The 26,350-nt window shown below is 64.0% G+C and carries 25 protein-coding genes, 1 tRNA gene and 1 rRNA gene; 8 read left to right on the top strand and 19 right to left on the bottom strand.

Annotation, left to right across the window (positions count from 1 at the left end; all coding sequences use genetic code 11):
- Nucleotides 1-71: 71 nt before the first annotated feature.
- The 3 genes from AC5IJH_RS07875 to AC5IJH_RS07865 all read right to left on the bottom strand — a co-directional run bounded on the left by AC5IJH_RS07875 (nucleotide 72) and on the right by AC5IJH_RS07865 (nucleotide 2,871).
- Nucleotides 72-743, bottom strand: coding sequence for a LolA family protein (locus AC5IJH_RS07875; RefSeq protein WP_491902264.1), 672 nt, complete (start codon nucleotides 741-743; stop codon nucleotides 72-74).
- A complete protein-coding gene (locus AC5IJH_RS07870; RefSeq protein WP_491902263.1) occupies nucleotides 740-1,297 on the bottom strand; it encodes a type IV pilin protein in 558 nt (185 codons plus the stop codon). Before AC5IJH_RS07870 ends, AC5IJH_RS07875 begins: the two co-directional genes overlap by 4 nt.
- Nucleotides 1,298-1,596: 299 nt before the next feature.
- Nucleotides 1,597-2,871 carry a M16 family metallopeptidase gene (locus tag AC5IJH_RS07865; protein WP_491902262.1) on the bottom strand — a complete coding sequence of 425 codons (1,275 nt, stop codon included), beginning with the start codon at nucleotides 2,869-2,871 and terminating at the stop codon, nucleotides 1,597-1,599.
- Nucleotides 2,872-2,967: 96 nt separating this feature from the next.
- On the opposite strand from AC5IJH_RS07865, the gene rlmN reads away from it, so the two are divergent.
- Nucleotides 2,968-4,173: a dual-specificity RNA methyltransferase RlmN gene (gene rlmN / locus AC5IJH_RS07860; RefSeq protein WP_491902261.1), complete on the top strand. Its 1,206-nt coding sequence runs from the start codon at nucleotides 2,968-2,970 to the stop codon at nucleotides 4,171-4,173.
- A gap of 58 nt (nucleotides 4,174-4,231) precedes the next feature.
- Nucleotides 4,232-5,920 (top strand): tannase/feruloyl esterase family alpha/beta hydrolase, encoded by a 1,689-nt coding sequence (locus tag AC5IJH_RS07855; RefSeq protein ID WP_491902260.1) that lies wholly within the window; start codon nucleotides 4,232-4,234, stop codon nucleotides 5,918-5,920.
- A 30-nt stretch (nucleotides 5,921-5,950) separates the two neighbouring features.
- Here the strand turns inward: AC5IJH_RS07855 and AC5IJH_RS07850 are convergent, their stop codons facing one another.
- From AC5IJH_RS07850 to AC5IJH_RS07825, 6 genes are all read right to left on the bottom strand, one after another.
- Nucleotides 5,951-7,108: a gluconeogenesis factor YvcK family protein gene (locus AC5IJH_RS07850; RefSeq protein ID WP_491902259.1), complete on the bottom strand. Its 1,158-nt coding sequence runs from the start codon at nucleotides 7,106-7,108 to the stop codon at nucleotides 5,951-5,953.
- A gap of 45 nt (nucleotides 7,109-7,153) precedes the next feature.
- On the bottom strand, nucleotides 7,154-7,708 hold the full coding sequence (locus AC5IJH_RS07845; protein ID WP_491902258.1) for a tetratricopeptide repeat protein: 555 nt from the start codon (nucleotides 7,706-7,708) through the stop codon (nucleotides 7,154-7,156).
- Between the two features lie 125 nt (nucleotides 7,709-7,833).
- Nucleotides 7,834-8,475: a DUF4254 domain-containing protein gene (locus AC5IJH_RS07840; protein WP_491902257.1), complete on the bottom strand. Its 642-nt coding sequence runs from the start codon at nucleotides 8,473-8,475 to the stop codon at nucleotides 7,834-7,836.
- Between the two features lie 24 nt (nucleotides 8,476-8,499).
- Nucleotides 8,500-8,575, bottom strand: a tRNA-Lys gene (locus tag AC5IJH_RS07835).
- Nucleotides 8,576-8,686: 111 nt separating this feature from the next.
- Nucleotides 8,687-10,513, bottom strand: a complete 1,827-nt coding sequence (locus AC5IJH_RS07830) for a hypothetical protein (protein WP_491902256.1) — start codon at nucleotides 10,511-10,513, stop codon at nucleotides 8,687-8,689.
- A gap of 199 nt (nucleotides 10,514-10,712) precedes the next feature.
- Nucleotides 10,713-13,541: a PIG-L family deacetylase gene (locus AC5IJH_RS07825; RefSeq protein ID WP_491902255.1), complete on the bottom strand. Its 2,829-nt coding sequence runs from the start codon at nucleotides 13,539-13,541 to the stop codon at nucleotides 10,713-10,715.
- A gap of 134 nt (nucleotides 13,542-13,675) precedes the next feature.
- On the opposite strand from AC5IJH_RS07825, the gene AC5IJH_RS07820 reads away from it, so the two are divergent.
- The 3 genes from AC5IJH_RS07820 (at nucleotide 13,676) to msrQ (ending at nucleotide 16,878) form a co-directional block, all read left to right on the top strand.
- The gene (locus AC5IJH_RS07820; RefSeq protein ID WP_491902254.1) at nucleotides 13,676-15,112 is read left to right on the top strand and encodes an APC family permease; all 1,437 of its coding nucleotides are present in this window, start codon (nucleotides 13,676-13,678) and stop codon (nucleotides 15,110-15,112) included.
- A gap of 135 nt (nucleotides 15,113-15,247) precedes the next feature.
- Nucleotides 15,248-16,222 carry a protein-methionine-sulfoxide reductase catalytic subunit MsrP gene (msrP, locus tag AC5IJH_RS07815; RefSeq protein WP_491902253.1) on the top strand — a complete coding sequence of 325 codons (975 nt, stop codon included), beginning with the start codon at nucleotides 15,248-15,250 and terminating at the stop codon, nucleotides 16,220-16,222.
- Nucleotides 16,223-16,227: 5 nt separating this feature from the next.
- Nucleotides 16,228-16,878 carry a protein-methionine-sulfoxide reductase heme-binding subunit MsrQ gene (gene msrQ, locus AC5IJH_RS07810; RefSeq protein WP_491902252.1) on the top strand — a complete coding sequence of 217 codons (651 nt, stop codon included), beginning with the start codon at nucleotides 16,228-16,230 and terminating at the stop codon, nucleotides 16,876-16,878.
- Nucleotides 16,879-16,894: 16 nt separating this feature from the next.
- Here msrQ and AC5IJH_RS07805 read toward each other — a convergent pair whose 3' ends face one another.
- The 4 genes from AC5IJH_RS07805 to rplS form a co-directional block, all read right to left on the bottom strand.
- On the bottom strand, nucleotides 16,895-17,845 hold the full coding sequence (locus AC5IJH_RS07805) for an MSCRAMM family protein (RefSeq protein ID WP_491902251.1): 951 nt from the start codon (nucleotides 17,843-17,845) through the stop codon (nucleotides 16,895-16,897).
- A gap of 50 nt (nucleotides 17,846-17,895) precedes the next feature.
- Nucleotides 17,896-18,666 (bottom strand): PIG-L deacetylase family protein, encoded by a 771-nt coding sequence (locus AC5IJH_RS07800; RefSeq protein WP_491902250.1) that lies wholly within the window; start codon nucleotides 18,664-18,666, stop codon nucleotides 17,896-17,898.
- Nucleotides 18,629-19,480 carry a ribonuclease HII gene (rnhB, locus tag AC5IJH_RS07795; RefSeq protein WP_491902249.1) on the bottom strand — a complete coding sequence of 284 codons (852 nt, stop codon included), beginning with the start codon at nucleotides 19,478-19,480 and terminating at the stop codon, nucleotides 18,629-18,631. Before rnhB ends, AC5IJH_RS07800 begins: the two co-directional genes overlap by 38 nt.
- 94 nt (nucleotides 19,481-19,574) lie before the next feature.
- Entirely contained in the window at nucleotides 19,575-19,928 is a 354-nt protein-coding gene (gene rplS, locus AC5IJH_RS07790) for a 50S ribosomal protein L19 (RefSeq protein ID WP_491902248.1), read from the bottom strand.
- Nucleotides 19,929-20,063: 135 nt separating this feature from the next.
- On the opposite strand from rplS, the gene AC5IJH_RS07785 reads away from it, so the two are divergent.
- Nucleotides 20,064-21,158 (top strand): VWA domain-containing protein, encoded by a 1,095-nt coding sequence (locus tag AC5IJH_RS07785; protein WP_491902247.1) that lies wholly within the window; start codon nucleotides 20,064-20,066, stop codon nucleotides 21,156-21,158.
- Here the strand turns inward: AC5IJH_RS07785 and trmD are convergent.
- The 4 genes from trmD to rpsP form a co-directional block, all read right to left on the bottom strand.
- A complete protein-coding gene (gene trmD, locus AC5IJH_RS07780) occupies nucleotides 21,155-21,985 on the bottom strand; it encodes a tRNA (guanosine(37)-N1)-methyltransferase TrmD (RefSeq protein WP_491902246.1) in 831 nt (276 codons plus the stop codon). The genes AC5IJH_RS07785 and trmD overlap by 4 nt on opposite strands.
- Nucleotides 21,986-21,993: 8 nt before the next feature.
- Nucleotides 21,994-22,614: a ribosome maturation factor RimM gene (gene rimM, locus AC5IJH_RS07775; protein WP_491902245.1), complete on the bottom strand. Its 621-nt coding sequence runs from the start codon at nucleotides 22,612-22,614 to the stop codon at nucleotides 21,994-21,996.
- A 42-nt stretch (nucleotides 22,615-22,656) separates the two neighbouring features.
- Nucleotides 22,657-23,001 (bottom strand): KH domain-containing protein, encoded by a 345-nt coding sequence (locus tag AC5IJH_RS07770; protein WP_491902244.1) that lies wholly within the window; start codon nucleotides 22,999-23,001, stop codon nucleotides 22,657-22,659.
- Nucleotides 23,002-23,070: 69 nt separating this feature from the next.
- The gene (rpsP, locus tag AC5IJH_RS07765; protein WP_491902243.1) at nucleotides 23,071-23,325 is read right to left on the bottom strand and encodes a 30S ribosomal protein S16; all 255 of its coding nucleotides are present in this window, start codon (nucleotides 23,323-23,325) and stop codon (nucleotides 23,071-23,073) included.
- Nucleotides 23,326-23,566: 241 nt separating this feature from the next.
- Between rpsP and AC5IJH_RS07760 the strand changes: the two genes are divergently transcribed.
- Nucleotides 23,567-24,577 carry an aldo/keto reductase gene (locus AC5IJH_RS07760; protein WP_491902242.1) on the top strand — a complete coding sequence of 337 codons (1,011 nt, stop codon included), beginning with the start codon at nucleotides 23,567-23,569 and terminating at the stop codon, nucleotides 24,575-24,577.
- Nucleotides 24,578-24,645: 68 nt separating this feature from the next.
- Here the strand turns inward: AC5IJH_RS07760 and AC5IJH_RS07755 are convergent, their stop codons facing one another.
- Nucleotides 24,646-25,167, bottom strand: a complete 522-nt coding sequence (locus AC5IJH_RS07755) for a hypothetical protein (protein WP_491902241.1) — start codon at nucleotides 25,165-25,167, stop codon at nucleotides 24,646-24,648.
- Nucleotides 25,164-25,973, bottom strand: a complete 810-nt coding sequence (locus tag AC5IJH_RS07750) for a hypothetical protein (RefSeq protein WP_491902240.1) — start codon at nucleotides 25,971-25,973, stop codon at nucleotides 25,164-25,166. Before AC5IJH_RS07750 ends, AC5IJH_RS07755 begins: the two co-directional genes overlap by 4 nt.
- 196 nt (nucleotides 25,974-26,169) lie before the next feature.
- On the opposite strand from AC5IJH_RS07750, the gene AC5IJH_RS07745 reads away from it, so the two are divergent.
- Nucleotides 26,170-26,350, top strand: a 16S ribosomal RNA gene (locus AC5IJH_RS07745); the annotation flags it as partial.

The following is a 26,350-nucleotide window of genomic DNA, read 5'->3' as shown; positions in this document are numbered from 1 at the left end:
GCGGACCAGCGCTTGGTGAAAGAGGCAAGGGCTGGGTCGGGCCGTCGTGCTCAGGCCGTCGTGTTTCGAAGTCAGACCGGCGGCGTGCCCGCCACGACGCCCACACCCGGGGGCGGCGTGAAGTGGAAGGTGTCCGGTGCGAGCGCGGGGTTGGCCTGCTCGTTCCGGAAGCTGAAGCTGGTGCGTGCGCCGTCGAGCTCTTCGAGGGTGAGCCGCTCGATGGTGCCCACTGCCGTGACAATCAACTCGAGCTCGCGGACGCGCTGCTCCATCCCGACCGGCACCCCGCGCAGCCGGTAGCTGCCGTGGTCCGCGGGTGCGAGGGTGAGGCCGCGCAGCTCCTTCGTCAGTTGCGCATGTCCAAGCAGGAAGCGCAGCGGCGATCGCAGATCGTCGAGCTTCTTTGCCGGAATCTGCTGCACCTGCGCGTCTCCTGGCGTGTAGAACCAGCCGTACTTGCCGTCGAGCACGAACACCTTGCCCGGTGGCTGCGCGTAGTTCCAGCGCATGCGCCCCGGCTTTTCCAGCATCAGCACGCCGCTCTCGCGCCGGTCCATGCCCATGCCCGCGTACTCCTCCGTGAACTGGACCTCCAGCCGCTTCAGCGTGTTGTAGTGCTGATCGACGCGAGCGGCCATCTCCGGCGCGGAAGGCTGTGCGGCCAGCGGCAGCGCGAGCCCGAGCGCCAGAAACAACAAAGGCCAGCGTCTCTGCTGGCCTTTGTTGATGATCTCGTTACTCACGAAAGCGGAATCGTGCAGTTGGTGCCGCCTGCAGGATCGGCCTTGATGGTGCCGGAGCTATCCATGCAGAAGCCGCGGTGCCCGGTACGGCCGACCGTCTGTGGCACGGCCGTGATCTCGTACGAGGTGAAGTAATCCTGGCTGCCGGAGGTCGAGTTGGCAGCCTTTGTGCAGTTCGTGATGTTGAACGTGTAGCCGTCCTTCTGGCCGTTGGCGAGCGAGGACTGCAGCAGCTGCGCCGATTGCGCGCTGGGCGGCCCGGACCCAGGCGTGCCGGCCAGCGCGGTCAACGAGCACGCGAAGCCGTTCGTCGGGTAGCTGGCGGAGTACTGCACCTCGGCTGCCTGGATCGCGCGCAGCGAGCCCAGTGCGGAGGTCTCATGCGCCTGGATTGTGACATTCAGCAGGCTCGGGATCGCGACCAGCATCAGGATCAGGATCACCGACATTACGATCAGCAGCTCCATCAGGGTGAAGCCGGCCTCGCTGCCCGCCGCGGGCGGGAGAGACGAAAGGAGCCGCTCGGATCGTTGTGTCGAGTTGGTTTCAGTCATCGGGGTAATCATGGCTACTACCTCTGCTTACAAATCTGCCGAAAGCCAGCGTACCAAACTCGCGCGCGGGCAGCGTAAATCGGCCTGAACCTGCCCCACAGAGACGCAGCGGAGACACAAAGCGCTCGTAGGAAGTGTGAGCGGTGTCATCTCCGAGCGAAGCGAAGGACCTGGCAGTCCTACCCGCTACGGGGGACTGCAGATCCTCCCTACCGGGCAGGACTACAGAATGACGGCAGGGGAGACCGGCGGCCCGGAAGACGATGCCCTGACCTGTCTCGTCCTGCTCCCCCTGCTTCTTAGCAGTCGAGGTCGCCGCGACCGACCTTGATGCCGTCCAGCCGGCCGAGCATGGTGACCGCGATACGCTCCGGCGAAAACAGCTCCTTCGCCAGCTCCTGCACCTGCTCTGCGGTAACGGATTCGACCCGCTGCATCACTTCGTCGATGCCGAAGAAATGCTCGAAGTACATCTCCTGCCGCGCCAGGTTGGACATGCGTGCGCCGGTGCTCTCCATGCTGAGGATGATGTTACCCAGGAGCTGGTCCTTGGTGCGCCGCAGCTCGTCGGCGGCGACGGGCTCGTCTTTGAGGCGGCGGAACTCGTCGGTGATCAACTGGATCATCTGGACGGCCTTGCTCGACGACGTGCCGGCGTACACGCACAGCATGCCGGTGTCCTTGAACGGGCTCAGGTCGCTGTAGATCGAGTAGGCGAGGCCACGCTCTTCACGCACGGTTTGGAACAGACGCGAGCTCATGCCGCCGCCCAGCACCGTGTTCAGCAGCAGCGCGCAGTAGCGGCGATCGCTCGAGATGGGCAGCGAGGGCACGCCCATGCAGAGCTGTACCTGCTCGAGCGACTTTTTGTTGCGCAGGATGATGCGCGCCGTCGTGGTCGGCGGAACGCTCGTGTCCTGCGGCATGCCTGCTGGCATCGCTTCAAAACGCCGGCGCACTTCGTCCACGAAGCTCTGATGGTCCAGATTGCCGGCCGCGGTAAAGACGACGTTGCCGCCGCGGAAGCGGTCGCCGTAATAGCCGAACAGCTTGGCCTGCTCGAGCCGGCCGACCGTCTCCTTGGTGCCGAGGATGGGCTTGCCCAGCGGGTGCCCCTTCCAGAAGTTCTGGGTGAAGATCTCGTGCACCAGGTAGTCGGGGTTGTCCTCGTCCATCTTGATCTCTTCGAGGATCACGCCACGCTCGCGCAGGATGTCCTGCTCGGCGAAGACGGGATGCAGCACCAGGTCGCTCAACACGTCGAGCGCCGTCGGCACATGCTCATCGAGCACTTTGATGTTGAAGCAGATGGTCTCCTTGCCGGTGAACGCATCCAGATTGCCGCCGATCGCGTCGACCTCGCGCGCTATGCGCTGCGCAGAGCGTGTCTCCGTGCCCTTGAAGACCATGTGTTCGACAAAGTGAGAGATCCCATTCAGCTCCGCGACCTCGTGTCGCGAGCCGGCGCGGATCCACACGCCCATTGCTACCGAGCGCACATGCTCCATGCGCTCGGTCAGAATCGTTAACCCGTTGGGGAGAACCGTTCGTTCCACACTGCGTTCGTTTGCCATATCTTGTCGTTTCCGTGCCTTCCGTGACGCGGCGGAGGTGATAGCAGAGCCGAACGCCGGTGCTATCCTGAGGCCAGAATCGGAGCGCTCGTTGTGATGCCGTCGAAGCAGCCGCTGGGGCTGCCTACCGTGCCAGAGAAGGAAGACTTCACCATTTTAGACTCCGCTGCGGCGGTTTCGATCCAAAGCGCTGCACCGTCCCCGGTGCAATCTCCGTCGCTGTCACTGTTCGGCCAATCCCTTCAGCAACTTAGCTCGCTCATGGCCGAGCTCGGGGAGCCCCCGTTTCGCGCGCGCCAGCTTGCCCAGGCGCTCTACCGGGACTGGGCTGTCTCGCTGGACGAGATCACCACCTTTCCGGCAGCGCTGCGCCGTCGTCTCACGGATGCGGGGTACGGAGTCGGGCTGCCTTCGATCGCCGCGGCGTTTCAGTCATCCGACGGGACCGAGCGCTACCTGATCGGGGTGAGCGGCGGCCAGACGGCGGAGACGGTCTGGATGCCTGAGGGCGACGGTGCGGAAGACAGCGACGGCGAAGAGCCGGCGCGACGCCGCGCGACGATTTGCGTGTCTTCGCAGATCGGCTGCGCTGTGAATTGCCAGTTCTGCCTGACGGCGAAGCTCGGCATCGAGCGCAACCTGACCTCGGGCGAGATCGCCGGGCAGGTTGTCGCCGTTCTTCGCCGCCAGCAGGTGGAACTCGGCCGCGACCGCATCAACCTGGTCTTCATGGGCATGGGCGAGCCCTTCCTGAACTACGACGCGTTCATGGATGCCGTGCGCCTGCTGGTGGAAGAAGTGGGCATCGCGGCATCGCGCATGACCGTTTCGACATCAGGGATCGTGCCCGGCATTGTGCGCTTTGCGGGAGAGACGGTGCGTCCGCGGCTGGCGATCTCGCTGAATGCCTCGAACGATGTTGTGCGCGAGTCGATCATGCCGATCACGCGGAAGTGGCCGATCGAAGCAGTGCTCGAGTCAGCGCGCGCTTTGCCGCTTGCCCCGCGCGAGAAGATCACGTTCGAGTACGTGCTGCTCGGCGGCGTCAACGATTCGCTGGTGCATGCAGACGAAGTGGTCGTGCTCGCCCGTCGAGCCGGCTTCCCAGTGAAGGTGAACCTGATCGTCTGGAACCCAGGGCCGGGCATTCCGTACCAGGAGCCCGCAGCGAAGGACGTCGCCGCGTTCCAGGAGCGGCTGATCGCGCGTGGCGTTCCTGCGTTCATCCGCCGCCCGCGCGGGCGCGATATTTACGCGGCCTGCGGACAATTGAAGAAGACGACAGAGAGCAACGCCGACTGAGTGCTTTTCCGGTTGCGTCAGACCAGAGCAGTTGCGTCCTGGGATAGAGTGGCACTGCATGCGTCACTCGTCGTCGCTCCTGCCCGCGCTGTTGTCTCTGGTCGCTACTGCCACGGTTGTCTCGCCCGCGCTGGCGCAATCCGCGCGAGCACAGTCCGCACCGACCATGTCTGCTCCGGCCACGTCTGCCCGGGCACAGTCCAGTGCGGCGGATGCGTGCTCACGCCTGCAGCACCTGCCGCTGCATCAGGCGCGCGTCGTCTCGGCGGAGACGGTGGCCGCCGGAACGTTCAGCCGGCCCGCGGCGAAGGATGGCAAAGCGGACCCTCTTGCGACGCTGTTCAACCATACGCCGGCATTCTGCCGCGTGATCGTGCACGCAGCGCCGTCGCCCGACTCCAGCATTCGCATCGAGGTCTGGCTGCCCGCAGAGGGCTGGAACAAGCGGCTGCAGGGTATCGGCAATGGTGGCTTCGCGGGCGAGATCGACGACCGGCAGCTTGCTGCGTCGGTCCTGAACGGCTTCGCTGCGACGGCGACCGACACTGGGCACCAGGGCGATGGACTGGACGCGAGCTGGGCGCTCGGCCACCCGCAGAAGGTGGTCGACTTTGGCTGGCGGGGCATTCACCAGATGACGGTGCAGGCCAAGGCGGTCGTGGCGGCGTTCTACGGCTACCCGGCACGCCACAACTACTTCGCTGCGTGCTCGGACGGCGGACGTGAAGCTCTGATGGAGGCACAGCGCTTTCCCGCGGATTACGACGGCATTGTGGCCGGCGCACCGGCGTATGCCTGGACTGACCTGATGGTGTCGGGTGGCATCGCGATGAAGGCGCTGCTCGAGAGCCCGGCGAACTACATTCCGGCGGCGAAGGTCGCGACCATCTCTCATGCAGTGCTGGCGGCCTGCGATCAGGGCGACGGTCTGCGCGATGGCCTGGTGACCGATCCGCGCGCCTGCCACTTCGACCCCGCCACGATTGCGTGCAGCGCAGGCGGCGGACAGCGCTGCCTGACCGCAGCGCAAGAGAAGGCACTGGGCGCGCTCTACAGCGCTCACACGGTAAGCGGCGAGGCTCTTCCCGGTGTGCTTGCTACCGGCGCAGAGCAGGACCCCAACGGCTGGCCGAGCTGGATCACCGGAACGGCCCCGGCGAAGTCTGCGGGCGTCGGTTTCGCGACGGGCTTCTTCAGCAACATGGTCTACGGCGACCGCAAGTGGGACCTGCACACCTTCGAAGCCGAGCCGGCGATGAAGGCGGCGCGGGAGAAGACCGGAGCGACGCTCGACGCGCGCAGCACCGACCTGAAGGCCTTTCGCGATCGCGGCGGCAAGTTGATCCTGTATCACGGCTGGGCGGATGCGGCGATCAGCCCGCTCTACACGATCCGCTACTACGAGGGCGTGCAGAAGGACATGGGCGCGGACACGGCAGCAAGCTTTACGCGGCTTTACATGTTGCCCGGTGTGAAGCACTGCGCCGAGGGACCGGGGCCGGACAGCATCGGCCAGTTCGGACTGCTCGGGCCCAAGTCAACGGCCAAGGACAATGCGTTCCGCGCAGTCGAAGAGTGGGTGGAAGAGGGCCATGCGCCCGATGCGATCGTCGCGACCAAGTACGCGAAGTCGTTCGATCCGGCATCGGGCGTGCGCATGACGCGACCGGCGTGTCCTTACCCGCAGCAGGCACAGTACACGGGCAAGGGAAGCGCCCGCAGCGCAGCCTCGTTCGTCTGCAAGTAGCGTCGTTTAGGGCGGAGTGAGCGAGCGGGATCAGGCGCTCTGCGTACGCGCAGCTTGCTGTTCCACGCCAAGGCCCAGGTGCAGCAGGGTTTCGGCAACGCGATCCGCGTTGTGGCGCAGTGTGTCGCCTTCCGCGGCGAAGTTTCCCGTCACGACTTTGACCCCGAGCGCTTCCATGCGCTCGACGTCCGGCACGATGGGCACCGCGCCTTCCCGCGCGTAGTTGCGCAGCAGCGTGTCGCTGACCGGCGCAGTGTTCACCAGCGCGTAGTCGAAGACAGCCTGCCCGGCGTGCTCATAGATCTTCTCGATGTGCTGCGACGCGGTCAGCCCCAGGCTCTCGTTGGACTGCGTCATCAGGTTGCAGACGTAGACGCGCAGCCCGCGGGCGGAGGCCAGCGCCTGTGGAATGCCTTTGACCAGAAGATTCGTGATCAGGCTGGTGTAGAGCGAGCCGGGGCCGAGGGTGATCAAGTCGGCGCGGGCAATCGACTCGAGCGTCTCGGGCAGCGGCTCAGCGCCTGCGGGGTGGAGCGACAGCTCGCAGATGCGATGCTTGCTCGCGGTGATGTTCGTCTCGCCTTCGACCACGGAGCCGTCGTCCATGCGTGCGGAGATCGTGACGTTTTCGGTCGTGGCGGGATAGATGTGCCCGCGCGTCGCCAGGACCTGCGAAGAGAGTTTGATGGCCTGGGCGAAGTCGCCGGTGATCTCAACCAGGGCGGCGACGAACAGGTTGCCGAAGCTGTGCCCGTCGAGGCTGCCGGTATTGTCGGCGTCCGAACTGGTCGGTGACGACGACGAGAAGCGATGCCGGAAGAGTCGCGATAGCAGCGCTTCGTCATCGGCCAGCGCGACCATGCAGTTACGCAGATCGCCCGGGGGCAGCATTTTGAAGTGGCGGCGCAGGCGGCCGCTCGAACCACCGTCATCCGTGACCGTCACGACGGCGGCAAGATCGCTGATGAGGCTGGGGACTGCCGCCGAGGCAGCGGGCGCCGTTCTGACGTCCCGCTCGGCGCTCTGTGGCGACGGGGCGTAGTGTCGCAGGCCGCGCAGCAGGGTGGACAAGCCGGTCCCGCCGCCGATGGCCACAACGCGCAGGGACGAGTGGTGCTCCTGTGCGCCGGGCACTCCGGTCGGAGCAGTCACCCGCCGAGGAGGCGCGTCTTTGCGAGTCACGGGCATGCGGCGGTACCTCTCAGGAGCAGTATGAGAGTGGGCAGGCCCGCACTACTGCACTTCCGGATACAGCAGCTCGGTGAACCGCGGATCGTCGGCCATGTCCTGGAAGTCGGAGTCAACGCGGGCGTGGATGCGATTCTGCCCGTTGATGCCGATGGCCTGAGCCAGGTGCTCGAGGCACTGCTCCGTCTGCCCGGTCATGCTTTCGAGAATGGCGAGGCCGTAAAGGGCGTAGTCCGCATGTGGCTCGCGGCCGAGGATCTCCTCTAACTGGTCGCGTGCCTCATCGTACAGACCTGTGTTCAGCAGGGAGATCGCGTAGTCGTACTGCTCCTCCGGACCGGAGAAGCTGCGCGTATTCTTCTTCACCTGGCGCTCGCAGGCTTCCAGATAGACGCGCGCACGTTCGGCGACCTCCGGGCTGGCCTGTTCGCTCAGCTTGCGAAAGCCATCGCGCGCCTTGTCGTACTTGCCTTCCTGCATCGCCTTCAAGGCTGCTTCATATTCCTGCATGGTTCTCTGCTGTGCCGGATCCGTCATCGTGCGCACCTTGCCGTGAAGGGTCTTCGGGGTGCGCGGTTTGGAACTGCCTGTGCTCGCCATGCTCGCTCTTTCTGAAGTTGCCCTGGTTTGCGGTCAAGCGGGGGTTGACGCATCGCTTACTGTGCAGTGGTTGTACACGTTTGCCCCCCCGGTTCGTCAACCGTCCGTAAGGTGGAGCTTCGCGATCAACGCTGCGTGTTCTGAGCGCGCAACCGGTAGATGGCCGGATTCAACTCCGGGTCGTTGTACATCTTCAACTGCCGGTACTGCTTGAAGAAGCGTTCTCCAGCACATACCTGCTGCCATAGCCGATCAAGGCAATGCACCAGGTCACTGCGCTGCTGGTCGAGCACGGCAAGCCGGCCCTGGTTGCGCTCGCGGTGCGCTGCGCTCGCATCGGGCCGAGCCAGCTCTTCCCGAGTGTGAAACAGTCGCAGCGACAAGATCGAGAGCCGGTCTGCAATCATACCGGGAGTCTCCGAGTGTTGCTCGCCGCGCTGCCGCTGGTGTTGGTCTGTGGCCCCGAGTGCCGAGAGCAGCAGGGTGTCGATATGCTCGGTCAGGTCATTGCGGCTTTGATTCACGCGATCGATCTCTCGCTTGACTGCCGCAACGTCGTGATCGCTCGCCCCCGGGCGACGCGCCTCATCCTCGACATGCCACAGCAGGTAATTGGCCGCGTGCTGCGTCTCGAACAGTGCGGCAAGCTCCTGCAGAGGCGGAGAGGCGAGGCTGGGGTCGCCGGCCTCGTGCCACCGAGCGGTGCATGCGTCCTGCAAATGAGCAAGGGAGACGGCATCGACCAGTCGGTGGGAGGCAAGGGACATGCTAAGGAGAGCGGCGAGGATCGGTGGTGAGCTCGCTGGGACTCGAACCCAGGACCCACGCATTAAAAGTGCGTTGCTCTACCAACTGAGCTACGAGCTCACAGGATCGCTCTGCTGCTGACACCACGGTACCACAGGGTTTTCGTGCAGTTCGACGCCGCAAACAGCGCGGGCACCCGTCGCCGGGTGCCCTGGGTGCGCTGCGTGGTGTTTACGGCAGGTAGTAGCGGAACGACGTGAAGAACATGTTGTTGTCCGAGTTCGGCGTGGCTCCGAGTCCCGACCAGATCTGCTTGGTCAGGTACGAGTACTGGACGCCCTGACGCAGGCGGCCCGCCGGGCCCTTGTAGAAGTCATACCAGTAGCCGATCGAGAGCTCCTGCAGGTCACGGGTGTCCGTGGTGCAGTTGCTCTGCGAGCCCGGAACGAAGCCCGCACCGCCAACCGGCGGAACCGGCTCGGTCGCGCAACCCGCATGATTTTCGGTGTAGACGCCGTACCCGGTCTGCGCACCCTTTGCGCCGACGAAGTAGCGACGCAGCGTGCCGTCCGTGCCGTAGTTGCCGTAGACATCGAGGCGCGGCGTGGCGTGATATTCAACCGTGGCCAGGCCGGAGTAGCCGTGGATCAGAGCCAGCTGACCGTTCGGGCGCAGAGTGGCGTCGGGCAGACCGGAGTTGTTGTACCGGTTTGCGCCGTCACCCCATGCACCCTTGATGCCGAGGTCAAGGTGCTTGTGAAGGGTCGGGACACGCAGCGAGCCGCCGATGGCGCCACCCACTGTTGAGTCGTTGTAGGCGCCGATCGCGCTGCCGCTCGCCGTGGTCACGCCACCGGTCGTGGTGTAGACCGCGTTCGGGTAGACGCGATTGCGGAAGAAGCGCGCAACGCCCCAGACTTCGTAGTGGCCCCAGCCGGGCTCAGCCACGACCTTCGCGATCATGTCCGGTGCCAGGTTGTATGAGTAGTTCGCGGTGGAGTTGTAGAGACCGCCACCGGTACCGGCCTGACCGACCAGGATGTTGTTCGGGGTGTTGCGGCCGCCCAGGTTGAGTGTCTGCGGGTTCTCAGCCGATGCCGCCAGCCAGAACTTGTCGTGGAAGCTCTTGCTGACGCGGAAGCCGTACTGGCGCTCCCAGTTGAAGCCGACGTTGTACTGCGCGTCGATGGTCTGGGGCAGTGCTTCTGTCCGGTTGTCGACGCCCTTCTTGGTCTCGGTGACCAGGCTCCACTGTTGACCGCCGGTGAAGGTCAGGCCGTTGTGCAGTGCTGCCTGCGCCCACACCTGGCGCTGACGCATGGTGTAGCTGTTGCTCTGGTTGTTGTTCGACGTGACGCCTGCGCTGAGCCAGTCTGCCTCGTAGTAGCCGCGCATCGTGACGGAGCTGATTTTGCCTTCGGCAAGCAGGGCCACACGCGACTGGCGGCCGGAGCCGAAGAACTCGCTGAGCTGACCGTTTGGCGCATGGTTGAGTGGCGTCGAGTTGAACGGAGTGTTGATGTCCGAACCGATGCCCTTCTGCCGCCACACTGTTTCCGCCGCCAGGAAGGAGCCCGTCGGGGAGAGCGTCACGCCCTTGAAGTGCAGCGCGTCCGGGCTGTCGACCTTCTTGAGAATGGTGGTCTGCGTCTCCTGAATGTTCGAAGCCAGCGAGGTGCTGTTCGTCTTCAGGTCATTGACCGCGCCCTGCAGGCTGGAGACGGCTGTGGTGTTCTCGGCGGTCGCCTGTTGCTGCTGCTGGGAGGCCTGCTGCGCCTGCGCTGCGGCGGCGTTCGCTGCCGCGGCCTGCTGCTGGGCGGACTGCAGCGCTGTATTGCTGTCATTCAGCTGCTGTTTCAGCTGATTGATCTGCGTCTCCATGTCCTGCCGGAGCTGCTGGATCTGCGTCTCCACGGTCGGCTTCTTCGCCCGGGTCGCGTGGTGGACGGTCTTCTTCTTCGTAGTTCCTGTGCTGCCACCGGTCGTGGTCTGCGCATGCGCGGCAGCCATGGCGGACATCAGCACACAGGTTGCCACTGCTTTCAAATGTGTATTCATTCGGCCTCTCTCCCAAAGTTCACCCCCGGCACGCGCTGCCTCTGGAGAGGGCAGCGCGTTTTCTATGTGAGCGGGCACAAGGGATGCATAGGTAGCGTGACAGTGTTCTGTAAACGTTTGAAGAATTCGGGTTAAATAGTCGGCTTGCGATCGTGTGAAAGACACACGAGGTGCCAGAGTGGCACGATTCTGGTCTGAGCTACTTAGGTGTACCGGCGCTCAGCAGGTTGGCAAGAATCCGATAGGCTCCGGGGACACCCGCCGGCGTCTGCCGGTGCAGCGCATACGCGACGTAGATGTACTCACCTGCGCCGTACTTCGCATGCAGCAGACCACCGTGCTGCGGATCCTGCCCTGGATCGTGCGTCTCAGTAGGCGCTGCGTACTCCGGCGCCCAAGAGGACATGAAGGAGTGACCGCGCTCCTCGGCCCAGCCATCGAAATCGGCTTCGGTGATGCGATTTGGCGTGCTGAGTAGCGGATCGTCTGGAAGCAGCAGGACGACGGGTGCGTGCTCATCGACGACTCGCTCGGGAATGCCCTGTGCACTCAGGTGCAGAGGGTAGGGCGCGTAGTCGTGATCGAACTCAGGCCCCTGGTAGGTAACGATCAGCGTGCCGCCTGCATGCACCCAGGCCAAGAGACGTGCATTCGCGAGTGGCAACTCCGGCCGCGCCGCATACGCGCGAATGCCGATGACGATGGTGCGGTAGCGCTGCAGATCACCCGACAGCAGGTCGGCAGCGGTGAGCAGGTCCGCATGCAGCCCAAGTTGCCCGATCGCTGTTGGCAGCATGTCTCCGGTGCCCATGACGTAGCCGATGGGGCGAGTCTTCAACTGTGCGGGGACGGTGACATCCACACCGCGCACATGCGCCTCTGCCGGGCGGTAGAGGTTGTATGGAATGAGCGCGCCGTATCCAGCAGTTTCGTAACCGCTGGTGTAGCGTTTATTACCGGTCTCTGCTGTGGCCGATACGGGATAGCTCTCCGCCTTCAGCGCCGGAGCGGAGACGACAAAGCCGAACGTTGCATCCTCGCCCGCATGCAGGTGGAACTCGGCACTGGGCGGCGTTGCCTGCCAGCCCTTGGGCAAGCTGAGGTGCACGTTGCCAGCCGCATCCTGGGTGGCATGAATGCGCGTCGGAATAGTGACCGGGTGAGCTGCTTCGGCGAGCGGCACGATCAGCCACGGCTGCTCGAGCGATACCGACAACGCGGGCGTCACCACCAGCGGCGCATAGACAGCACCGAAGCCGAGTGCGTCGCGCTTGGTCTGCACCACCTGAGCGAGCCGCAGCGACACACCCTGGTAGTCAAACGTCGCAACCCCCGTGACGGGATACGGTGCGAAGGAGCGGTTGCGGTCGGCAGGGTCGGTCAGGTCGTAGTAAGGCTGCTCCGGTGAGGGCCGCGTGAAGTAAGGCTCCGTTGGCGCGGCATTCGGGTCAGCCATGACACGGAAGAGCGCATCGCTCGCGGTCGAGGGCTGGCCTTCGTGCAGCGTCTGCCGGTCTACCGTCCAGTGCTCGCTCGCCGGTGTCGTGAGCTCGACCGAACGCAGCGTTACGGCCGGCGTCGGCGCAAACGTGTGCACGCGCACTTGGAACGTGCTGCCGGGTGTGACTTGTTCAGGGGTCGATTGCGGCGTGCTGGGCAGTGCGCCGTGGCTACCCGAGTAAAGGTCGAGCCCGCTCGGTCCAACGCCCGGCGTCATCCACGCGCTCATCTCAAGCCCCAGCGCATCGGCCAGCGCTCGATTGGTCTGCTCGCGCTTGATCTCCAACTCCGCTCGCAACGCACTCTTGGCTTCGTCCTCGAGCGTGCTGGCGGCCACCTGGGTCAGCAGGCGACTGAGCCGGTGGTCGATCTCAGCCAGAAGCGGCGCCGTGGCCTCGGGGTGATCCGGGCGATAGCCAGCCAGAGCGGTGCGGAGCCGGCTCTGGATTTGTAGCAGCTCTGGTTGGAGGTCCGCCGCCTTCGCGCCGGCGCGTCCGGCCAGCCCCGGCAGGGTCGTGTCGATGCCGTCGAAGAAGCTGGTCTCCTTCGGCTGGACTGGAACACGCGAGCCGTACAGGTGGTAGGCGCTCGATGCCTCGGTCGGGAGAGGCACGTTCGGGCCTTCGTGCTGCGAGCGCTGCTCGCCCAGTCCGCGACGAGCGATCTGCAGATAGGTCTGCCCCAGCAGCGGATCGATCTGGCCTTCTTCAACCACGAGATTGGTCGCGGGCACGCCGTCGATTGTTTTGTCATGCACGTAGTCGCGAAAGCGCACAGGCGCGTACTTGCCGGTGGCGTAGTCGAACATGCCTTGCGGTGAAAGCGAGAAGCCGGGCACACGCTCGTAGACCTTGAGTGGCTGCCACGGCTTGAGCCCTGCGGCAATCTGATCCGGAAATGCCTTCGGATCGCCAGCCATTTTGAAGACTTCCTGTGCCAGCATGCCCGCGACCTGATGGTGGCCGTGCCCATCCGTCACGCCGCCGACAAACACCGAGCACACCACCATCGGGCGATAGAGGCGCACCGCGCGCACCGCGTCATAGAGCACGCGCTCGTGCCCCCACTGTGCCAGCGCCTCTTCAATCGTCTTCGAAAATCCATAGTCGGCGACCGTGCCCCAGTACTGCTGGCTCAGCCCGTAGTACTCGCCTGCGTTCAGCAGCTCGTTGGTGCGGATGAGACCGAGCGCGTCGTAGTCGGCGGCAGACATCGCGTTCTGGCCGCCTTCGCCACGGGTCAGCGTGAACAGCGCCGTGCGCACGCCGAGCCCGCGGCTCTCATAAGTGAGCATGCCGCCGTCTTCGTCGTCCGGATGCGCGACGATCATCATCAGGCTGGCCGTGGTGTCGAGGCGCTTCAGATCTTCGTAGAGGGCTGCTGCGCCGCGGTTCTCCGGGATCGGCACGGCTTCGCGTTGCGGCGCAGGAGCCTTCGGTGTGGCAGGAGCGGGCGCCTGTGCATTGGCCGCGGCTGCAAGCAGAGCTGCGAGGACAGCAGTGGAGAGGGGCGCGCGCCAGTCAGGCATGGACCTAGAGTGTACCGTTGCGTGCGCGCCCGCCAAAGCGAGAGCGGAGACTGGCTCCGCTGCCGCGTAGAACTCACCCGCTACACTCGGTGAGCGGACCGCGACGGCGCGGGACGCGAGAGCGCCACTTCGCCATGCCTAAGCATCTGGAACCATCGGCTCACGAGCAGTCCCGCGCAGTGCCCCGCGAGCTTCCGCGAGAGCTGGGGCAGGGAAGCGCGCTCGCGCTCAACATGCTGGAGATGGTGGGGGTGGGGCCATTCATCACACTGCCGCTGGTCATCTCTGCGATGGGCGGCCCGCAGGCGATGCTGGGCTGGGTGCTGGGCGCGCTGCTGGCACTGTGCGACGGGCTGGTCTGGGCCGAACTGGCCGCGGCACTCCCGGAGGCGGGCGGCTCCTATGCCTACCTGCGCGAGATCTACGGACCAGGTCGCGCGGGGCGGCTGGTTTCGTTCCTGTACGTGTGGCAGTTCACGTTGAGCGCGCCGCTCGTGATGGCCTCGGGTGCAATCGGGCTCGCGCAGTATGCGAGCTATCTCTATCCCTCACTCGCCAGCGGACTCGCGCAGTCGGGCCCGCTCAGCTATGTGCATAGAAACCGCCTTCTCGCCGTTGCAGTGGTACTGCTGGTGGTCGTGCTGCTCTATCGCCGGCTGCGTGCGGTCGAGAAGATGGCATGGGTGCTGTGGGCCGGGGTCGTGCTCACGCTGGCGGTGACGATCGTTGCGGGTCTATGGCACTTCGATCCGCGGCTCGCGTTCACGCTGCCTCCCGGCGCGTTTCACCTCTCGCATCGCTTCTTCACCGGACTTGGTGCGGCCATGCTGATCGCGACCTACGACTACTGGGGCTACTACAACATCAGCTATCTTGCGGGCGAGGTGCGTGATCCGGGCCGCACGCTGCCGCGGACGATTGTGGGCTCGATCCTGATCATTGCCTGCGTGTACCTGGTGATGAACATCAGCGTGCTCGGGGCGATTCCGTGGCAGGAGTTCACGAATCCGGTGAGCACCGGGAGCCGCACCGCCGTCGTCGCTGTGCTGCTGGGGCGCAGCTTCGGGCCGTTGTGGGCGCGGGTCGGCGCGTGGCTGGTGATCTGGACGGCGTTCGGCTCACTCTTTTCGCTGCTGCTGGGCGCATCGCGCGTGCCCTGGGCGGCGGCGGCAGAGGGCAACTACTTCGCTCCGCTCGCGCGCCTTCATCCGGTGGGCCGCTTTCCCGGACGCGTGCTGCTGCTGCTGGGCGGCATCGCATCCATCTGCTGCTTTTTCGACCTGAAGGCGATCATCGCTGCGCTCGTCGCGCTGCGCATCGTGCTGCAGTTTCTGCTGCAGCAGGTTGGCGTGGTGCTGCTGCGCCGGCGAAGACCCGACCTGCCGCGACCATTTCGCATTTGGCTCTACCCCGTGCCGGTCGTGGTGGCCACCTTCGGATTCCTGTTCGTGCTTGCCTCGCGGCCCAATGCGCAGCGGGAGATCTTCGCGGCGCTGGTAGTCACGGTCTCCGGTCTGGTGGTGTACCTGTGGCGCGCGCGACGCGATGCGGCGTGGCCTTTTCTGAAGTAAGACGGTAAGCACCTGAGTCCACACTGCTTCGGCACATCCGCTGCCGCCCCCGGTGACGTACTGTAACCGTAGGGCGCGGAGCGCGTCCCATAGACGAGGGCCTGTAAGCCTTCTGCAGGTCATTGGAGTCACTCGATGCTGATTCGCACGTCCCCCGCCATCCCTTCCTCCGAGATCACGCCGAAGTCCGACTACCTGAACCGCCGTCAGTTGATGAAGGGGCTGGCCGCGGCTGGCGTCGTGGCGCTTGCGTCCGAGCGACTGGCGCACCTGGCCGATCCACAGCGCGCCTATGCCGCGACCAAGCTGCAGACGGTCAAGAGTCCGCTCTCGACCACAGGCGAAACGCTGACTTCGCTCCAGGACATCACGCATTACAACAACTTTTACGAGTTCGGCACGGATAAGAGCGACCCCGCGCGCAATGCCGGTGCGCTGCACACGCGGCCGTGGACGGTCGAAGTCGGTGGGCTGGTCAAGAAGAAGCGCACCTTTGATATCGACACGCTGCTCAAGCTGAAGCCAATGGAAGAGCGCGTCTATCGATTCCGCTGCGTCGAGGGCTGGAGCATGGTGATCCCTTGGGCCGGCTACTCGCTCTCGGAGTTCATCAAGCAGTGCGACCCGCTGCCCAGCGCAAAGTACGTGCAGTTCCTCTCGCTCGCTGATCCGAAGCAGATGCCACAGCTCGAGCAGGTGGGGCTCACCATTCCTTTCCCTTACGCCGAGGGCCTGCGGATGGACGAGGCGATGCATCCGCTCACGCTGCTTACCTTCGGCCTGTACGGTGACGTGCTGCCGAACCAGGATGGCGCGCCGGTGCGGCTGATCGTGCCCTGGAAGTACGGCTTCAAGTCGGCGAAGAGCCTGGTCAAGATCAACTTCGTCGCGGACCAGCCGGAGACGACGTGGCACCGCATCGCGCCCGACGAGTACGGCTTCTACTCGAACGTGAACCCGAGCAAGGATCATCCGCGCTGGACGCAGAAGACCGAGCGGCGCATCGGAGCACCGCTATTCAAGCAGCGTCAGCCGACGCTGCCCTTCAACGGCTATGGCAACGAAGTGGCGGGGCTGTATAAGGGCATGGACCTGATGAAGTACTACTGATCCCCATGTCGAACCGTCTGATCGTCGCGCTCAAGGTGCTGGTGCACCTGGCCTGCCTTGCGCCACTCCTGATGCTGCAGTGGTACACGTTTCACGATCTGCGGCATCCGGAGCTACCGGCTCTGCTCGGGCCCGACCCGACGGCCACGCTTGCTCATGGCACGGGCTACGCGGCGCTGCGCATCCTGATCCTCTCGCTTGCCATCACGCCGGTGCGAAGGTTGAGCAAGTCGCTGGCGTGGCTCATCCGCTTTCGCCGCATGCTCGGTCTGTATGCGTTCGTCTATGCCACCCTGCATCTCGTGATTTATCTCAAGCTCTATGCGAACCTCGACATCCCCACCATCGTGGGGGATCTCACGAAGCGGCGATACATATTGGTCGGCTTCGCCGCATGGCTGCTGCTGCTGCCGCTCGCGTTCACATCGACGAAAGGCTCCATTCGCCGGCTCGGTAAACGCTGGCAGCTGCTGCATCGCGTGGTTTATGTCGCGGCGGGGCTCGGGATTGTGCACTACTGGTGGATCGTGAAGAAGGGCGTGCTCACGCCCCTGCCGCTCACGCTGCTGCTGGCGCTGCTGCTGCTGGCGCGTCCAGCGTGGACCTGGCTGGAGCAGCGCCGTGCGCGCAGCCGGAGAGCAGCAGCGGCTGCGTAAGCTTCCACTCGATCACTTAGTTGTGCGTCGTTGGCCGGAGGACCAGGTCGGTGAGATCGCTGCCGGCTACAATGACGGCCTGCTGGCCGCCGGCTGCCTGGACTACGAAGCTGCCGTCCGGAACCGCAGGGAACGTGAAGGCGCCATCCGTCCCCGAGATGGCCGTGATGGACGTCGTCTCGCCAGAGCTCAGCCGCATCTGCAGCGGCGTGTGCGCGACTGCATGACCATCCTCGCCAAGCAGTACGCCAGCGACGCGGTGCATGGCCACTGCCGGAATCTCGATATCGGCGCCGCCCACCTCCGCCGCCGCGTGGATCTCTATCTTGCGTGCGTGGCCGCGATCGATGGTGTTGCCGAAGTAGACGGGGAAGACAGCGCGCGGCGCAGCGTAGAACGTATAGGTCCCATCTCCCAGGCCGGTCAGGCGGAACTCGCCACGATCGTCGGTGGTAGCGTACGCGGCTGAACCCAGAGTTCCCGTGGAAGAGGTGCTGGCGTCGAAGGCTTGGACGCTGACGCCAGCCGCGGGGCCGCCGTCGTCGTAGCTGACGCGTCCCTCGATTGTGCCGCCGCGAAAGATTGTGACGGATGCAGTGACAGATTGTCCGGCCGCAACACTGACCCTCGTCACCAGCCCGTTGAGCTGGTCGCGCACTGCCGGCGAGAGCTCCGGACCGTCGCGCAGGCCGCGCAGCGGGTCGAGGTACCCCGGCATGCTGACCTCAACGTAATACTCGCCTGGCGCGACGCCGCTGATGCGGAACGAGCCGTCCGCGCCTGTGTTGGCGAAGCCGCCTCGGCCGCCACGCTCGCCGCTTCCGCCGATCGGCTGTAAGCGCAGGTGGACGAAGCGAGCAGGCCGTTGCGTATCCGCACAATAGACGCGCCCCTGCACACTGCCTGTATCAGCTATCTGTGCGAGCAAGATCGAGGTGAACGCACTGCACACGAGGCCAGCGATCATCGCGAGCTTCCGTGATGTCGGTTTCCGCTGCATGCTGGCCCTCGTGTCCTCTAGTCGTGTTCGCCGTCGCGTTCGTCGATACCGGCGAACATGTCCGTCTCACCAGCGAAGCGTTCCGGGTCACGCGCGGACGCAAGCAGGTAGCGCTCCTCGTGGCCGTATTTGGCGAGTGCCTCACCGGCACGGTCCAGCACTCCCTGCGTCGCATGTGCTGCAAGCGCAGCCTGCTTGACCGCGAGCAGGTCGCCGACATCAAGCGTGAGCGAGACCGGCGTGCGCGGCGCAATCGCTGCTTCCTCTTCGAACTTCGAGATAGTGAATGGCGAGGACGAGTAGTAGAGCTTGTGCGGCGTCCACATCGGCAGCCCGAATGCAAGCTGCTCGGGCGCGAAGTTGCTGCGCCCACTCCAGTGAAAGGCCGCCGTTGCGACAAAGCTGGCGACGGCGTGATCGCGGTGCAGGTTCGGCCCACCATCACCGCCGAAGGTAAGCACGATGTGTGGTCGGAACTGACGGAAGCGCTCGACGACGCGCGTGGTGATCTCGAAGAGATTGGCTTCAATCAGCTTGCCGTCGGGATAGTGCCAGACCTCGTACCCGGTGACGCCGAGGATGCGGCACGACTCATCCAGCTCAGCGAGCCGCGCTGCGGCGAGTTCGTCATCGCTGCGTGTGTCGCCGCGATGGGATGCTGCACGTCCCTCGGTGAGGCAGAGCACGCGTGTGTCCGCGCCGCGCTGGTGCGCCATCCGCAGCGCGCCGCCGAAGTCGCCGCTCTCATCGTCAGGGTGCGCTGTGACGCACATCAGCCGTAAGGCCAATCGGCTCTCCTCCAGGGTTCGTTTCGCGAAACATGTTGGGTTCGAAGACCGGCTCAGCTAGGGGAGCCGCAGCGCAGGCGAGCTCCGGATCGAGCGCCGTGGGCAAATCCCAGGGCAGCGAGCGCAGCGATACAGGGCGAAAGCTGAAGCGATGCAGCGGCGTGGGACCGTGCCGCGTGAGTGCGCGCTTGTGCTCTGGCGTCGAGTATCCCTTGTGCGAATTGAGGCCGTACTGCGGCCACTGCTCGTGGTACTCGCACATTCGTCGGTCGCGATACACCTTCGCGACGACAGACGCGGCCGCAATGGAAAGCGAGAGGGAGTCGCCGTAGATGATGCTGGTCTGTGCACATTGCAGATCCAGTCGCAGAGCATCGATCAGCAGATGATCGGCCGCGGGCGTCAGCCGCACAACGGCGCGCAGCATGGCCAGCTTCGAAGCGTGGTAGATGTTCAGGCGATCGATCGTCTCCGCGTCGACCTCTTCGATTGCGATCGCGATGGCGCGCTGCTCGACGATCTTAGCGAGGCGCTCGCGGTCGTCCACCTCGAGCTGCTTTGAGTCGCGCAGGCCGCGGATGCGGCACTCTGGCGGAAGGATGACGGCTGCGGCGACCACGGGCCCGAAGAGCGCGCCACGGCCTACCTCATCCACACCCGCGATGTGAACAGCGCCGGCGGCTCGCGCCTCGCGCTCATAGCGCAGCCCACAGCGGAGCTTGCGCAGCATGCGCATCTTTCGCGTGGACGGAGAGAGGGCGTCATCCTCGAGCCGCTCGATCTCCTGCTCCGACACCAACCTGGGAGGGCACATCGACTTTAGTGTACTGGCGCATGCTGTGAATGGGACGGCAGACGCAACAAGGCCCCGGCGATATGCCGGGGCCCTGCGAATCCGAAACGAAGCGCTAGGTGCGCTCGATCTCCTTGAGACGGGCTGCCTTGCCACGCAGACCGCGGAGGTAGAAGAGCTTGGCGCGGCGCACGCGCGCAGAGCGGATCTTCTCGATCTTGTCGATGACCTTGGAGTTGAGAGGGAAGATGCGCTCGACGCCCTGGCCGAAGCTCATCTTACGCACGGTGAAGGATCCCTGCGGGCCGTTCTTCCGGGCAATCACAATGCCCTCAAACGCCTGCAGACGCTCTTTCTCGCCTTCTTTGATCTTGACCTGCACGCGAACTGTGTCGCCCGGAACGAAGTCGGGAAGGTCCGTCCGCTGGAGCTTCTCGGCAAGACGCTGCATCACTGGATGAATAGACATAGCAATTTCCTGGGTTGGACTCGAAGGTTTAGTGTACACAAACGGCAGACGATCTGCACGGAGACACGTCGCATCGCGTCTGTTCTGCTGGGCGCGCTGCGACGGAATGGGCACGTGACACCCTTGCTCAGAGTAATGTTCTTTCTCGTCCTGGCAGTCAGCGGGCTGGTCACGGCGGCAGCAAGCGCGCCCGCGCAGGAACCGCCCGCGCCCGCTGCTCCCGTTTTTCGCGCCGGCACCACGCTGGTCCTCGTCCCGGCACTGGTCCGCAACAGCGCAGGTGCGCCCGTCTACACGCTGACTGCGCAGGACTTCGTCTTGACGGACGACGGAGTGCCCCAGACGCTCACGCTTGAAAGCGACACTGACCGTGAGCCGCTGGCGCTCGCTGTTGTGGTGCAGGTTGGCGGCGCCGGCGCGAGGCACCTCGATGACTACCGCAGTCTGGGCACGACGGTCGAAGCTCTGGTCGGCGACGTGGCCCATCGTGTCAGCCTGATCGGCTTCGACAGCGAACCACGGATGTTGCGGGACTTTACCCCGGACACTGATCGCGTAGCCGATGGCCTCAAAGAGCTGAAGTCAGGAGACAGCGGGGCGGCTATCTACGACGCGCTGCGCTATGCCGTCGAACAGCTGCACGATCAGCCGCAGCAGTACCGGCGCGCCATCCTGCTGATCAGCGAGACGGTTGATCACGGAAGCCAAACCGCGCTCGAAGACGCAGTGCGCGCGGTCAGCGATACCAACACGATCATTTACAGCTTCGCGTTCGGTTCGACCAGGTCTGCTGCCGGCGACGAGGCTAAGCGCATCATCAACGATCCAGACCCGGGGCCACCCGGAGGATGCTTCGCAACAGATCCCAACGAGGATCCCTCGCGTCACAAGAAGAAGCTGGAGAAGACATACCACTGTCTCGGGCTGCTGGCCCCGCCGCTGCGTTTGGCGAAGGTCGCTGGCATGGTCGCGATGAACCAGCTGCGCCACAATGCGCCGCAGACAGTCGCCACGCTTACTGGTGGAGAGTTCTACAGCTTCAAAGACCGCAGGAGTCTCGAAAAGGCCATGCTGACGGTGTCAAATCACGTGCCCAACCGATACGTCCTGAGCTTTCGCCCGCAAGATCCTCATCCGGGTCTGCACACGATTGCGGTGGAGGTGAAGCAGGATACGAAGCTCGAGATCACGGCCCGCAAGAGCTACTGGGCGCAAACGCGGCAGCCCTAATCGTCGCCGTGACGATGGCGTTCCGCCTGCGCCAGGAACGCGCGATCCGCAGGGCTGAGCGCGGCGGTGGTCAGCAGGTCCGGCCGGTTGCGCAGCGTTTTTAGTAGGGCCTGCTCGCGACGCCAGCGGCGGATCGCCGCATGGTCCCCTCCCGCAAGCACGTCCGGCACTGCGAGGCCGCGAAATTCGGGAGGGCGCGTGTAGTGCGGGTAATCGAGCAGGCCGCCGCTCCCGTGCGTCGAGCGCGGCGCGGTGCTAGGCTCCGTTGCGCTGTCTTCCGGCAGGCCAAAGCTCTCAAAGGCTGAAGACGCTTCGTTGCCGAGCACGCCCGGCAGCAGCCGCGTGACCGCGTCCACGATCACCGCCGCGCCCAACTCGCCGCCGGTTAGCACGTAATCGCCGATGGAGAGTTCGCGATCGCAGAAGAGCGTAGAGATGCGCTCATCCACACCTTCGTATCGACCGCAGAGCAGCACGATGCGGTCGAGCCCGGCGAGTTCGCGCGCCGTGGCCTGCGTGAAGCGCGTACCCTGTGCGGAGAGCAGGATCACCGACTGGCGCGCTGCACTGCGCTCTTCGCGCGGGACCAGCCCGAGCGATTCGATGGCCGTGGCCAGCGGCTCCGGCTTCAGCACCATGCCCTCGCCACCACCGAAGGGGCGGTCGTCCACCGTGCGATGGCGATCCGTGGTGAAGTCGCGCAGGTCGTGACGCGCGCAGGCGATCGCACCTGTTTCGACCGCACGGCGAACCATGCCGTGGCTCAGAAAGCCATCGAAGAATGCTGGAAAGATACTGATGATATCGAAGCGAAGGGAGGCGAGCATTGCGGGCGTCAGGCGTCCTCGCGGGCGCGTTGCTGCAGTTCGCGCTCTTCTGGCGTCAGCGGCGCGTTCAGATCGGCCAGCCCGGCAGGCAGCCGCATACGCAATGAGCGCTGTTGCAGATCCATCCCGACCAGATACGCTTTTGCAAATGGCACGAGCAGATCATCTTTGTTGCTCGCCGGCTGCTCATCGCGAGCGATGAGCAGCAGATCGGCCGCGCCGCCCTCGCCACGCTCCACGCCGCGCACCGTGCCCAGGTCGAGGCTGGTCGTCTCGTCAAAAAGGCGGCAGCCAACGAGGTCGTCGATGTAGACCGCGTCCTCATCGAGAGCCGCACGCTGATCGCGCGGAATGGCCACGGACCAGCCATTGAGCAAGGAAGCGTCGTTGATCGAGTCCACGCCGGCAAACTTGAGCACAATGCGGCCCTTATGAGGCCATGCACGCTCGAGTTTCGCTTGTCGCGATGGCTGCGAGTTCTGCTCAGAGACGAGCCACACGTCCTTGCGTTCGGCGAACCGCTCAGGAAAGTCGGTCAGGATGTCGGCAAGGATCTCACCATGCCGCCCCTGCGGACGCACGAGCGTAGCAAGGCGGACGAGGTCGGCGTCGTCAGGTGCAGAGGGCATAGTCATACGGAGGTCGGGCAGAGCGGGGAATTGAAGCGCGAATCAGCCAGCAGTGGAGGATTCACTGCCACCCGGGACGATCTCGTCGAGGTCATCTTCGTCCTCGGCATCCTCGTCTTCATCTTCAACCACATCCAGCTCATAGCGGAGATGATGCGCCTGCGCGACCGCCGAGAGGATGGTGCGCATGGAGCGGACGGTGCGGCCCTGCTTGCCGATGATCTTGCCCACATCATCCGGAGCGACGCGCATTTCCAGCACGTTAAGATCGTCGCCCTCATCTCCTTCGACGGCCTCGACCAGCACTTGATCGGGCGCGTCCACCAGGGCGCGAGCGATGGACGTCATCAGAGCTTCGGCGGCGTCCAGCTTCTCATCGTGGGTCATAGGATGTAGACCGACTCCAGCAGAGATGTGCAGCAGGCAAAGCAGCCGGGCATGATGCTCGGCGCGCGCTTATGCGGTGATGGTTGCGGACGGGGCGGGCTGGTAGTTCTTCAGCAGCTTCGCGACACGATCGGAAAGCTGGGCGCCGTGGCCGGTCCAGTGCTCAATGCGGTCCTTCTTGAGCAGCACGGTCGCCGGATTAGTGCGCGGATTGTAGGTGCCCACCACTTCGATCGAACGGCCATTGCGCGCACGATCCTTCTCGATCACCACAACGCGGTAATACGGCTGCTTGCGCGCTCCGAAGCGCGCCAAACGAATCATCAGCACAGGAATGTTTCCTTTCAGCTACCTTGAACGATGTCTCGGGATGATGAGGCCGGCCGGCGATGACGCCAGCGGCGACGCGGATAGCGATGGCACCCGCACCACTCCCAACCCATCAAGTATCGCTGAAGCCCCTGCTTTCCGCAAGCACCGGCGGCTGGCCAGAGCAACGTCAGAGCATCAACATACGTGTTCCACAAGCCGAAACCGATCCCGTGCCGCCGTCATCGAACGAGCCATGGCGACAACATCCGGATCGAGCACGACAGCAGCAGGCAAAACACAGCATCTGCCCACACGCAAACTGGGCAACTCTGACATGGAGATCACGCGGATCGGGTTCGGCGCATGGGCCATCGGCGGCGGTGACTGGCAGTTCGCGTGGGGTCACCAGGAAGACGACGAGTCGGTCGCGGCGATCCGGCGCGCGCTTGAGCGGGGCATCAACTGGATCGACACAGCGGCCATCTATGGGCTGGGCCACTCGGAAGAGGTAGTCGCGCGTGCTCTGGAGCAGTCCGCGCAGAAACCATATCTGTTCACCAAATGCTCGATGCGCTGGGACAAGGAGCGCAAAATTTACCGCAGTCTGAAAGGCGCCTCCGTACGCGAAGAGCTCGAGTCGTCGCTCCGTCGGCTCAAGGTCGATGTGATCGACCTCTACCAGATCCACTGGCCTGACCCCGAAGGTGAGATCGAAGAGGGCTGGGAGACGATGGCTCGCCTGCAGCAGGAGGGCAAGGTCCGCTACCTGGGCGTGTCGAATTTCAACGTTGCGCAGATGGAACGTGCAGCCAGGATCGCTCCCATCACCTCGCTGCAGCCGCCCTACTCACTCGTGAATCGCAAGGTGGAGGCGGAGATTCTGCCCTGGTGCAAGAAGCATGGTGTGGGCGTGATCAATTACTCGCCAATGGCCTCGGGCCTGCTGACCGGGCGCATGAGCAAGGAGCGCATCGACGCGATGCCAGAGGACGACTGGCGTCGGCGGAGTCCGCAGTTCCTGGCGCCCAAGCTTGAGAAAAACCTCGCACTCGTCGAGGAGTTGCGCGCCATTGCGAAGCGGCATGGGGTCGAAGCAGGTGTCGTCGCGATTGCGTACACCCTGCACCATCCTGCCGTCACGGCGGCCATTGTGGGCGCCCGGCGTCCCGACCAGGTGGACGGAACCTTCCCAGCCACATCCTTCACTCTAAGTGACATTGAATACGAGCAGTTGCGCAGTGCGGCGGACCGGCTGCTCGCCTAGTCCATGAGCTCTGAGAACAAGAGAGCCTGCCGCGAGGGCAGGCTCTCTTGCTGCAGCGACGGAGTGAATCACATCGCTTCGAGGTATTTGGGGAAGAGCTGACCGGCGCTGTCCTGGAACAAGGTGGTGAGGCGGGCTAGCATCTCGCTGTACATCGCAGTTGCGCGATGTGCGTTGACCGAAGCACCGACTGTTGAGTGCGACAGCGCGTACTTGCCCAGGGCCATCAGCACGCACAGGCGAATCTGGAAGGCGTCACTACGCAGGCCCTCGAGCAGTGCTTCGTCCGGATCTGTGCCGTGTTCGGCTGCGTAGTCGGCGAGCTGGAGCAGAAGGGGCGCATTGCAGTACATGGCCCAGAGACCGCGGGCGCCGTCGATTCGTGCCCAGATGTCGGTGGGAGTCGCATTGATACCGCCCCGGTAAAGATAGCGGTCCGAAACATCTTCGAGGCCCCAGTCATTGACCCGTAGAGCGGACACGATCTCGTCCCAGGTGCGCTGTTTTCGCTTCGTCTGCTGACGACGCCACAGCCCCACCACGACGAGGAGGGAGACAGCGAGCAGGATCTGAAAGGCTGAGTACGTCATCTGCGTTCAGTGCTCCGGGTAACCGCTAATCGAGTACGTTTAGCTGACTGGGCTATTGTTACCAGAACTTCCTGCATTTGGGGAGTGAATTCTTTGCGCGGTGCGTCGTTTCGGGAAAACGCCCAGATCCAGAAGGCCAGGGTGAGCAGATACGCTCCTGCCTGGATGTCGTTAAGCACTGCTACATGTTTGAGATAGGCCACGCCATGGGTAACGTGACTATTCGCGTACTGAATGTAGACGGAGACAGCGGCAAAGAAAGCGAAGCCTGAGGCGAGCTGAAGGACGTGGTCCTTCCAGCTGATCCCGAGTACCTGGGCAAAGCCCGCCAGCGACAGAAACAAAAGAATCTTGAGTACGGCCAGGATCAGGGAGATGCGCACGAGCGCCTGCTCGAGGACAGTGATGGAGGCGGCGTTGAGACCTCCAGGCGCGAAGTGCTGCAGCGCACCAGTAACTACGATTGCGGCCAACAGCACAAAGCTCAGAATCACGGCGATAGGCCGCAAGCTGAACGGGCGTTTTCGATCAAATAGCCGGAACACGTTTCTCGCAATCTCGCCCAGGATGAGGAGTTGCAGGAGGTAGTCCAGTACCGTGATGACGAAATAATACTGTGTGTAGACGTCAAGCGAGATGCGCCTGATTGCGATCGATGAGGGGTCCTCAATCAGGTTGAGGAACAGATAAAGAAAAAAGCTGGGATAGGTGCTTGCAATGCGTCTACGCAGGAGAAGTGCCGTCAATGTGATCTCCAGGATCACTGACGCGACGACGATTACGAACTCCCAAGTTGAAAGGGACATGAACCTTCGTATTCTCTTCCAAGGAGAGAATACGCGAAGATCATGTCCCGAGAGTGTGACGATCTTTCGTGTCTCCCTGCACCTTCAGTAGCAGAAAGACTGCTCATTTAGAGCTGATGCTTAGGCGACTGCCGGGTAGTGCGGGGAAGGTGACGCCGGGCCGAAGGCGACCGGGTAGTGTGGGGAAGGTGACGCCGGGCCGAAGGCGACCGGGTAGTGTGGGGAAGGTGACGCCGGGCCGAAGGCGACCCAGGAGGAACACCTGTGGCGAAAGCGGCTCACTGGACCACAACTGACGCTGATGCACGAAAGCTAGGGGAGCAAACAGGATTAGATACCCTGGTAGTCCTAGCCCTAAACGATGATCGCTTGGTGTG

This window comes from Candidatus Dedyshia acidiphila (assembly GCF_051025295.1).
Taxonomy (GTDB): domain Bacteria; phylum Acidobacteriota; class Terriglobia; order Terriglobales; family Acidobacteriaceae; genus KBS-83.
The sequence above is the reverse complement of the archived record's forward strand: the minus strand, read 5'-3'. Positions and strand labels throughout refer to the sequence as shown.